General features: G+C 61.1%; 9 protein-coding genes. 4 read left to right on the top strand and 5 right to left on the bottom strand.

Going from position 1 to position 9,202, the window contains the following annotated elements:
* Window positions 1-302 (top strand): transposase (locus tag BR71_RS23885; protein ID WP_156039063.1); only part of this gene is annotated, 302 nt, incomplete at its 5' end.
* Window positions 303-334: 32 nt separating this feature from the next.
* Here the strand turns inward: BR71_RS23885 and BR71_RS19540 are convergent.
* The gene (locus BR71_RS19540) at window positions 335-871 is read right to left on the bottom strand and encodes an AidA/PixA family protein (protein ID WP_043641427.1); all 537 of its coding nucleotides are present in this window, start codon (window positions 869-871) and stop codon (window positions 335-337) included.
* A 79-nt stretch (window positions 872-950) separates the two neighbouring features.
* Window positions 951-1,478 (bottom strand): inclusion body family protein, encoded by a 528-nt coding sequence (locus tag BR71_RS19535; RefSeq protein ID WP_043641426.1) that lies wholly within the window; start codon window positions 1,476-1,478, stop codon window positions 951-953.
* 248 nt (window positions 1,479-1,726) lie between these two features.
* Between BR71_RS19535 and pbpC the strand changes: the two genes are divergently transcribed.
* Complete coding sequence (gene pbpC, locus BR71_RS19530; RefSeq protein WP_244269667.1) at window positions 1,727-3,982, top strand: penicillin-binding protein 1C; 2,256 nt, start codon at window positions 1,727-1,729, stop codon at window positions 3,980-3,982.
* 70 nt (window positions 3,983-4,052) lie between these two features.
* Window positions 4,053-5,051 carry a patatin-like phospholipase family protein gene (locus BR71_RS19525; RefSeq protein WP_043641425.1) on the top strand — a complete coding sequence of 333 codons (999 nt, stop codon included), beginning with the start codon at window positions 4,053-4,055 and terminating at the stop codon, window positions 5,049-5,051.
* A 172-nt stretch (window positions 5,052-5,223) separates the two neighbouring features.
* Here the strand turns inward: BR71_RS19525 and BR71_RS19520 are convergent, their stop codons facing one another.
* The 3 genes from BR71_RS19520 to yedE form a co-directional block, all read right to left on the bottom strand.
* Complete coding sequence (locus BR71_RS19520) at window positions 5,224-6,759, bottom strand: DUF3472 domain-containing protein (protein WP_043641424.1); 1,536 nt, start codon at window positions 6,757-6,759, stop codon at window positions 5,224-5,226.
* 139 nt (window positions 6,760-6,898) lie between these two features.
* Window positions 6,899-7,138, bottom strand: a complete 240-nt coding sequence (yedF, locus tag BR71_RS19515; RefSeq protein ID WP_019100738.1) for a sulfurtransferase-like selenium metabolism protein YedF — start codon at window positions 7,136-7,138, stop codon at window positions 6,899-6,901.
* A complete protein-coding gene (gene yedE / locus BR71_RS19510; RefSeq protein ID WP_043641423.1) occupies window positions 7,135-8,346 on the bottom strand; it encodes a selenium metabolism membrane protein YedE/FdhT in 1,212 nt (403 codons plus the stop codon). The genes yedF and yedE overlap by 4 nt, the downstream gene beginning before the upstream one ends.
* Window positions 8,347-8,703: 357 nt before the next feature.
* On the opposite strand from yedE, the gene BR71_RS19505 reads away from it, so the two are divergent.
* Window positions 8,704-9,202, top strand: a 499-nt coding sequence (locus tag BR71_RS19505; RefSeq protein WP_043641422.1) for a contractile injection system protein, VgrG/Pvc8 family, incomplete at its 3' end; no start/stop codon positions are given.

Genomic DNA, 9,202 nt, shown 5'->3' with positions numbered 1-9,202 from the left:
CTGGTTTGCCAGGGCGGCCCAGGCAAAAGCCTTACAAGCTGCATGCAGACAAAGGCTATGACTACCGCCGTTGCCGTGAACACCTGAACCGACGCGGAATCTTGGTGCGAATCGCGCGTCGCGGGGTGGAAAGCAGCGAGAGACTAGGTCGCCACCGCTGGGTGGTAGAACGAACCCATTCTTGGCTAGCTGGCTTCGGGAAATTGCGCATCCGCTTCGAACGGCGGCTGGATACGCATTACGCCTTACTCAAGCTGGCTTTCTCATTGATCTGTCTGCGATTTATCGACAGGTTTTGTTAGCGGGTCTTAATGCCCGCGCCGACAACAGCCGCTTATGGAATGACGATGGACACGCTGAGCACGCGAGTCCCTAGCCTTTCCTCATGGGAGCCATCAGACTTGGGACGGCCGTAGAGGTGGAGCGTGATGCGGAAATCTTCTCGACCAGAATCCGTCACATCATGACTCCAGTAAAAAGACGGCGCTTTGTCAGCATAGAGCCTTGCCATATTGATTTCGGAAGTGGAGGCATCCTGCTCGGGTCGCAACTGCCCTCTTTTGCAGAGGCATGGGGCAGTGATTGAGGTAGCGGCCTGCCCTCCGATATGATCAATGGCATAGGGGATAATGCCCATCCCCTGGCTTGGGGATGCGCTCACGCCATACCAGCGTATCGTATTTCCCACCCTAGCTTCGGACAGAGACAATAGGAGCAAGCCATCCTGAAAACGCTCTTCAACGAGGGTATGGCTGGAAAAAACCCGTACCATGCCTTCATCGGCTGCCACGGGCGAATGTTCCTGCAGACCCAAGACGTTTAGCGGCACGCCCGGTTGCAGCGCCAGGGTCAAGTCGATAACAGGATTCATGATTCATCCTTACAATAGGTAAAAGTGCCGGCAAACTGAACAGCCTGCCGGCACTTCGCGTTAAAGAAATTCTGCTATTTCAAGAAACCTGAATAACAGGATCCCAATAGAAATAACCAAGAGTCTTAACTTGATTGCCACTTACTTGCTCGGTGATATAGAACCAAACCTGATAGTTTTCAGTGCCCGTATCAGTTACGTTGCACCCAAGATAATAGTTTGGAATTTGTTGCGCCGTATAATTAAGCGGGTCCACCACTTTGTCGGCATTCTGATTGGGAATTGGCACCCAAGGTCTGGACTCGGTCGGAACCGGAATACTGGTAACCTGACTGCCAGAGAATTTTTGAATTTTGTAAACGATAACGCTTTGGCTGACGTTTGAAGACAAAGACAATGCACGCCACCTGATCACATCGTCGACTTCAGCCTTCACCGCCAAATCAGCTGAAGCTTGTCCACCTGTGACAAAGCGGCTCTCCGCTACCATGTAAACATCCAGATGGGCGATGCCAGTTGGCTGGCCAGAACTTTGGCTTGGATTAGGGTATTTTTTGAGAATGGTTTGCGTATCGAACACCATTTCAATGTTGATAATATTGCTCATTTCTTCCTCCGCATGTGAACCATCTTAATCAGGCGAAACAGCTTCACCTCAAGGCCATTTATTGATACAACAGGATCAAGAAAATAGAACCTAGTGCAAATACCTATAGCAATATCCATCAAAATATTTTGTTGCAATTAATAATATTTGACTGAAAAATATCTCAATCAAAATTGCGCCATGCAATTCGCATGCGACACATAGCCCACTTTCATGCCATTCACTCAGCAACAAATACGGTTTCGTACATGATGCGCCGCCCCCCTCATGGCCTACTGCTCTCTAAACATCCGCGCCATGCCTACCTTTTTAAGCTCACGGCTTTAAAGAAATGGACTTGGCTGGCGGCTCTGGCTTTCAGCGCCGCCGCCGCGCCGGCGCTGGCTCAGCCCAGTTTTCAGCAGGTTAAAGCGGAGTGGCGTCCGTCGGACGTTGTGGTACTGGACCGCAACGGCCAACCCATGCAGCGGCTGCGAGTGGACAAACAAGGCCGGCGGCTGGACTGGGTGGGCCTGGCGGACACCTCGCCAGCTTTCCGCCACGCGCTGGTGGTATCGGAAGACCGGCGCTTCTACCAGCACAGCGGCGTGGACTGGTCCGGCGTGGCCGCCGCGGCCTGGGGCAATTTGTGGAACACTCGCACCCGCGGCGCCTCCACGCTGACCATGCAACTGGCCGGTCTGCTGGATAGTGATCTCAAGGTGGGCCGCAACGGCCGCAGCCTGTGGCAGAAGATGGGCCAGGGCTGGTCCGCCGCTTGGCTGGAAACCCATTGGAGCAAGGCTCAGATCCTGGAGGCCTACCTCAATCTGGTGGGCTTCCGCGGCGAACTGGTGGGTTTGTCCGCGCTGTCCGCCACCTTGTTCGGCAAGATGCCGGCCGGCCTTAACCTGGAAGAATCCGCCATCGCGGTGGCGCTAATCCGCGCGCCCAACGCCGCGCCGGACAAAGTGGCCACCCGCGCCTGCCGCATCCTGCAAGACATGCGCCGCCAGCCCAACTGCGCGGCGCTGGCGGTGCGTGCGCGCCAAGCGCTGGCGCAAAGCCGCGCCGCCAATCCGCTGGCCGAGCAGGACGCGCCCCACTTCGCCCAAAAACTGCTGCAGCGTCAGCCGCTGGCGCCCGGCAGCCGCATCGGTTCCACACTGGACCTGGGCCTGCAACGCTACGCGGCGTCGGTGCTGCGCCGGCACCTGGCCGCGCTAGCGCAGCGCAATGTGCAGGACGGCGCGCTGGTGGTGCTGGACAACGCCAGCGGCGACATCTTGGCCTGGGTGGGCTCCAGCGGCCGCGGCCTGTCCAGCGCGGCGGAAGTGGATGGCGTCACCTCGCTGCGCCAGGCCGGCTCCACGCTCAAGCCCTTCCTCTATCAACTGGCGCTGGAACGCCATTACCTGAGCGCCGCCTCCTTGCTGGGCGACAGCCCGCTGGACCTGCAAACCGGTTCCGGCCTTTACGCGCCGCAAAACTACGCCAAGGACTTCAAGGGCCTGGTGTCGGCGCGCACCGCGCTGGCCTCCTCTCTCAATGTGCCGGCGGTGCGCGCCATCGAAATGGTGGGCCCCAACGCGCTGCGCGACCGCCTGTACCGGCTAGGCCTGAGCAGCCTGCAACAGGACGGCGATTACTACGGCTACAGCCTGGCCCTGGGCGCCGCCGACATCCGCCTTCTGGAACTGGCCAACGCCTACCGCACCCTGGCCAACCAGGGCCTGGCCAGCCCGACCCGCTGGACGTTGGCGGACCCCAAACCCAAGCCGCAGCGTCTGCTGAACGCCGCCAGCAGCTTCATCATCGCCGACATCCTGTCCGACCGCACCGCCCGCGCGCGCACCTTCGGCCTGGAAAGCGCGCTATCCACCCGCTACTGGAGCGCGGTCAAGACCGGCACCAGCAAGGACATGCGCGACAACTGGGCGGTGGGCTTCTCCCGCCAGCGCACCGTGGCGGTGTGGGTGGGCAACGCCGCCGGCGAGCCGATGTGGGACGTGTCCGGCATGCACGGCGCTGCGCCGGTGTGGCAGGCGGTGCTGGACCGTGCCCAACAGGGCGCGCCGGCCTCCCTGCCGCCGACTCCGCCGCCCGGCGTGGTGAGGCAGAACGTGCGCTACGAGGGCGATGTCGAGGCCAGCCGTCGCGAATGGTTCCTGGCCGGTACCGAGCGCGCGCTGATCGTGCCTGAGCGCGGCGGCGCCGCCAGCCAGACGCCGGGCATCGCCGCGCCAGTGGACGGCAGCGTCTACGCGTTGGACCCGGACATCCCGCCGGCCAACCAGCGCCTGCTGCTGCGCGCGCGCGGCGTGGCCCGCCCGCAATGGTGGCTGAACGGCAAACGCCTGGGCGCCGGCGCCAGCCTGCCCTGGTTCCCCTGGCCCGGCCGCCACGCGCTGGAACTGCGTGACGCCAAAGGTCTAGTGGTGGAGAAAATCCGCTTTGAAGTGCGCGGCGCCGTGATTACCCCTGGCCAGAAGGCCGGTAAAATGGGCTCTGCCGCCAAAAAATAGCAGCAAACATTGCTCCATGCCATAAACATAAAAGGCAGATCGTTTTTACCTCAACGACAAGGAGCAACACATGAAGTATCCATTCGAAAACCTGGCCCTGTCCGGCGGCGGCGTCTGGGGCATCGCCTATCTGGGCATGTTGGAGGAACTGGAGAAGGCCGGCGCGCTGGGCCAAATCCAGCGCGTGGTCGGCTCTTCCGCCGGCGCCATTTCCTCCATGCTGATCAGCTTTCAGCTCAGCGCGGCCAAAACCAAGGAGCTGGCGGACACCCTGGACTACCGCAAAGTCCCGCAAAAGACCACCGAGCCGCGCTCGGTGCAACTGGACGCCGCCTACCACGCCTTCCAGACCCATGCGCCGGGCATCACACCTGAAGACTTCATCTGCCTGCTTCGGCTGATCAACAAGAAGGGCTGGTACTCCAGCGAATATTTCTACGGCTGGCTGCAAGGCGTCGTCGCCAGCCAGTTCAAGGACGGACGGCCGGGCAAGAAATACACCTTCGCCGACTTCGCCAACCCCGCACTGCACAAGAACGAACAAGCCTTCCGCCAGCTCCATGTGATCGGCTGCGACGCCAACACTCACCAGGCCAAGGTGTTCTCCACCGAACTAACCCCGGAGGTGGAAGTGGCCGAGGCGGTGCGCATCTCCATGTCCATCCCCTTCTTCTTCGAGGCGCAGAACTTCATCTACCCCCCGGAAGAGAAAGCCGACGTGTTCGTGGATGGCGGCACCATCTGGAACTACCCGATCAACTTCTTCGACGACAAACATCCGCCGGAGGCCACCTTCGGCGCCCGTTTCGATTCGCAAGAAAGCAAGCCGTCCCGCAACAAGGACAACAATCTCCTCCAGCACATCAAGGACATCACCCAAAGCGCCTGGCAGGCGCAAAACTTGAATTATCAGCACTCGCCGCTGGATCAGAAGCGCAGCATCAGCATAGACACCGGCTGCATCGACGCCACTGAATTCAACATCAGCCCCAACGACGACAACTATCAGCGGCTCTACCTGGCCGGCAGGGCCGCTACTTGCGCCTTCCTCTCGCGCTGCGAGCGCTAAGAACGAGTCTACGATCTCGCGAGCCTGAGCGAGACAAGGCGAAAACCGCTGAGAAAGTGGAATGTACTCGTGGTACATGAGCATTTCGAAGCGGTACTCACCGTGCCCGCAGCAGAAACAGGCTCTCAGCCGGCCCCCCGCGCCCCTGGCTCTTGAGCGCGGGGGTATTCGCTCACTCCGCAGCCAGCAAGCGCCAGCGCTGATTCGCACCGCCGTGACAGGCCCATTGAATCAGCTGCTGGCCGGCCTGGACCGAGCTGTTGGCCACATCCACGCATTTGCCGGCCTGCGCGCCCACCAGGCTATAGCTTCCCGCGCCGTCCGCCTTCAGGCTGAAACGCTGATTGGCCTGACCGCTGCACGGCCACTGAATCAACTTGCCCCCGTCCTGCTTGGAGCTGCCTTCCACGTCCAGGCATTGCCGGGAATGCGCGGCCGTCAATTGATAGCCGTCCCCGCTGGCTGCCAACTGCCATACCTGGTTCTGACCAGTCGCCGTTTGCTGGACAACCGCCGTTCCGGAGGCCGCGCTATTACCCTTGACCGTCAGCCACAAGCCGCTGCTCAAGGACTGCAACCGGTAAGACTTGCCCAGCTGCGGCCCAACGGCGTTGCTGTCTATGACTTTGGCAGCGCGCGCGTCGCTGCGGTCCAACACGTCGGTCAGGGTCAAGCTCACCTGCAGCTTGGCCGGCGTCGTTGCTCCCGCCGGCAGCTTCAAGCTGGCCGTGCGGCGCTCGCCGGAGATTTCGCCGCCTTGGGCCAAGGTCTTGCCGCTGGCCGCGTCTCCGACGCTGAGCTGGTATTTGAACTGCGGCGCCCCATAAGGGCTGGTTTGCCAACTCACCGTCACCACGCGCGCGGCGGCGTCGTATGCGGCGTTCAGTTGATCGATCTTGGCAGGATCCGCTTCCGGCGCGGCAGGACGCCGGGCAGTGGAAATCAGCGGCGATTGAAACCCTGCTAGTGGCGCGCCCTGCTGCATCACGAAGCGCCCCAGCGCGGACACCGCATGCTGCTTGGCCTGCGCAGGCGTCAATTCTGTGACGGTGGGCGTGGCTCGGTTAATCGCCTGCCAGCCCTGCGTGCCTCGCGCCCATACATCGTAGTACTCGGCGGTGCGGGTCACCTCCTTGGCCTGACCGCTCCAGTTCTCGATGAAGCTGTTGGCGGACTGAGCCGCGAAATCAACATTGGCCACCGGGAAATCAAAAGTGGCGTGATGGGTCCAAACCCGCGTGGCCGCGTCCCGCGTCCACATGCCAAAGTAAGTGTGGCCGTTTTGCTGCCAGTTGCGCACCAAGGACGTCACCGGCTGGCCCAGCGTCCACTTGGTCTGCAAATCGAAATATTTCAGCCCCTCGCCCTCGCCGCCAAAGCGCTCCACCTTGGCGCCGGGCTTGGCATACACAGCGCGAATGGGCACGCCATGCACCGACACCGGGTCCCAAATCGAAAAGATATAGGCCGGCGCGCCGTTGTTGTGGCTCTGAATGCCGGTGTAGCCGCCCGCATCGCGGCCGCCGTTCCAGCCCAGTGTTTCGTAATACGTGTGCTGGTGGGTATTCAACACCTTCACCGTCATCATCAGGATGTCGGCGGAAACGTTGGGGTAATTGAGATGGGCGGAACCCGTGCCGGCCAGCGCCGACGCAACGGGAATACAGGACAGGACCAAGCCGGCGACGCCGCGGCTGAATGAGTACATGGCAACACCTCTATTCAATGAAGGGGAACCAAGGCCGGCCGCATACGACAACGGCCTGCCGCCAAAACACTTAATAAGTGAGTGAACGACAGGCCGCCCGGTTCCGCCTCCACAGCGGAATGGCACTATTTACACAAGCTCAACGCTGGATGAGATAGCGTATCGTCGGGCCGTCCTGCTGGATTTCCAGCACGGTGTAGCCATGGTTCTTGGCATCCAGCGGGATGTTGTTGATGGACTGCGGGCAATCGGTCACCACTTCCAGAATTTCTCCCGGCTGCAGCTGCGGCATCGCCTCCAGCGTGGCCACCGCCGGATAAGGGCAAGGCTCGCCCATCATGTCCAAACGGTAATTCGGGGTATAACTCTGCTTGCTCATGCCGCCTCCTTGCTGAATCTAGCCGCCTGCGCCTTATTGGCGAAGAAGCGCTTTTCCCACCACATCACCGCCAGCATCGCCAGCGCCAACATTCCGTAAGTCAACACCAGGCCGCCTTGCGGGCCAAACACCGCCAGCAGGTTCACCTTGGCGTAATCAGTCGCCACCGCCGGCGCGATATCGTCCCACCACGCCGCCAGCAAGGTGGCGCCGACGATATTGCCCAGCCCCACCCACCAGTAATGCACCTGGCCCTCCACCGCGCGATACATCCAGCCGGTTTCGCAGCCGCCGGCCAGAACGATGCCGAAGCCGAACAACACACCGCCTATCACCGCGTTGGGGCCTGCCCACAGGATCTTGGGCGGCACGCCCAACTGCACATAGCTGTACACGCCGATCACGCTCACCGCCATGCCGGCAATGATGGCCTTGGCCATCTGGGTGCGGCCGGTTAGCCACAGGTCGCGGAAGGCCGAGGTAAAGCACACCTGCGCGCGCTCGATGATCAAGCCGAAAGCCAGGCCGAACAAGGCCGCCAGCCCCAGCTTGGGCATGGAGAAGGTGCGGGCCAGCGCCCACAGCGTGAAGGCGACGAAAATCAGCATCCCCAGGCGGAAGCGCCGCCGCGCCTGATCCTCGCGCTGCTGCAAGGGCTGCGGCGCGTTCACCTTCTGCAGCTTCACCGGAATGCGGAACACCGGCAGCATGGTCACGCGCGCGCCAAACCAGGAACCCGCCGCCGTGGCCAGCGCAAACAACCAGGCATGCAGGGAAAACTGCGGAATGCCAGTGAAGAAAGCCGCCAGATTGCAGCCCATGGCCAAGCGCGCGCCAAAACCGGCGATCAGGCCGCCCAACACCGCCTGCGCGATGCGGATACGATGATGCGGCATGCGCAGCTTGACGTTGTTGGCCCACAAGGCAGCGGACAAACAGCCGGCGAACATGCCGATGATCATCATGCCGTCCACACGGTCCAGCGGCGTGCCTTCAAGATGGATCACCTTGAAATAACCCCAGGTTTCCGGATGAAAGCCAAACAACTGCAAGACGTGGCCGCCCCAACGCGTGAACTCCCCGGTCACCGCCCAGAAAGTGCCGGTAATGCCGAAATAATAAGCGGACAATACCCCAGCGGCGATCACCGCCGGGACCGGCGCCCAGAAGCGCACCAAGTATTGCGTCTTGAAATCCTGCCAAGTCATGGCTCAGGCGTCTCCCAATAAAAAAACCTGCTCGCAAGCAGGGTCAAAAGCACAAGGCTGGCATTGTAAAACAACACGCCGGCCTTTTCAGACGTGAATTGTCGCACCGGGCCGCCATCCGCGGCAAACCTTATATAGAACCGGCTCATGATTGGATACGCATCGACAACCCGTAAATGATTTCAATTAAAACCAAATTCCTTTGGCATCAAAGCCTTTGTGCCAAGCCGTAAAAACACATAGAATAAGCTCGCTTTTTAATAATAACTATCAACAGCTATCGTGTAAGCCACGATGCCGCCGCTACGGCGCCTGAACACTTACTCGCAAACCTTCGCCAGATAACGCCCTGAACCCATGGACTTAAGCACCCTGCTCGCCAGCTTCGCCTCCGCCTTCAACCAAGACCAACGCCTGCTTACCCTCAGCCTGGGCGACGGCAGCGTGGCGGCCGAGCAACTGCTGCCCCTGAGCCTGGCCGGCGAAGAAGGCGTGTCCCGGCCTTACGCCTATCAGCTCACCTGTCTGTCCCCGGACGGGGCCATCGAACTCAAGACCCTGCTCGGCCTGCCGGCCCGCATCGGCATCCTCGACGCCGCCGGCGCCGAGTCCTTGCGCTGCGGCGTGGTATCCAAAGTGGAAAGCCTGGGCTCGGACGGCGGTTTCAGCCGTTATCAGCTCACCATCGAACCGCCGTTCGCGCTGCTGCGTCACCGCGTCAGCTCGCGGGTGTTCCAGGACCTGTCGGTGCCGGACATCGTCAAACAGATCCTGGCCGAGCATCAGCAGGCCAACCCGGTGTTCGCCCGGGTGCAGACGCTGGAATTCAAGACCGGCGCGGCGTCCCCGCGCAGCT

Source organism: Chromobacterium haemolyticum DSM 19808 (assembly GCF_000711885.1).
Taxonomy (GTDB): domain Bacteria; phylum Pseudomonadota; class Gammaproteobacteria; order Burkholderiales; family Chromobacteriaceae; genus Chromobacterium; species Chromobacterium haemolyticum.
This window is presented reverse-complemented; position numbering and strand designations above follow the sequence as displayed.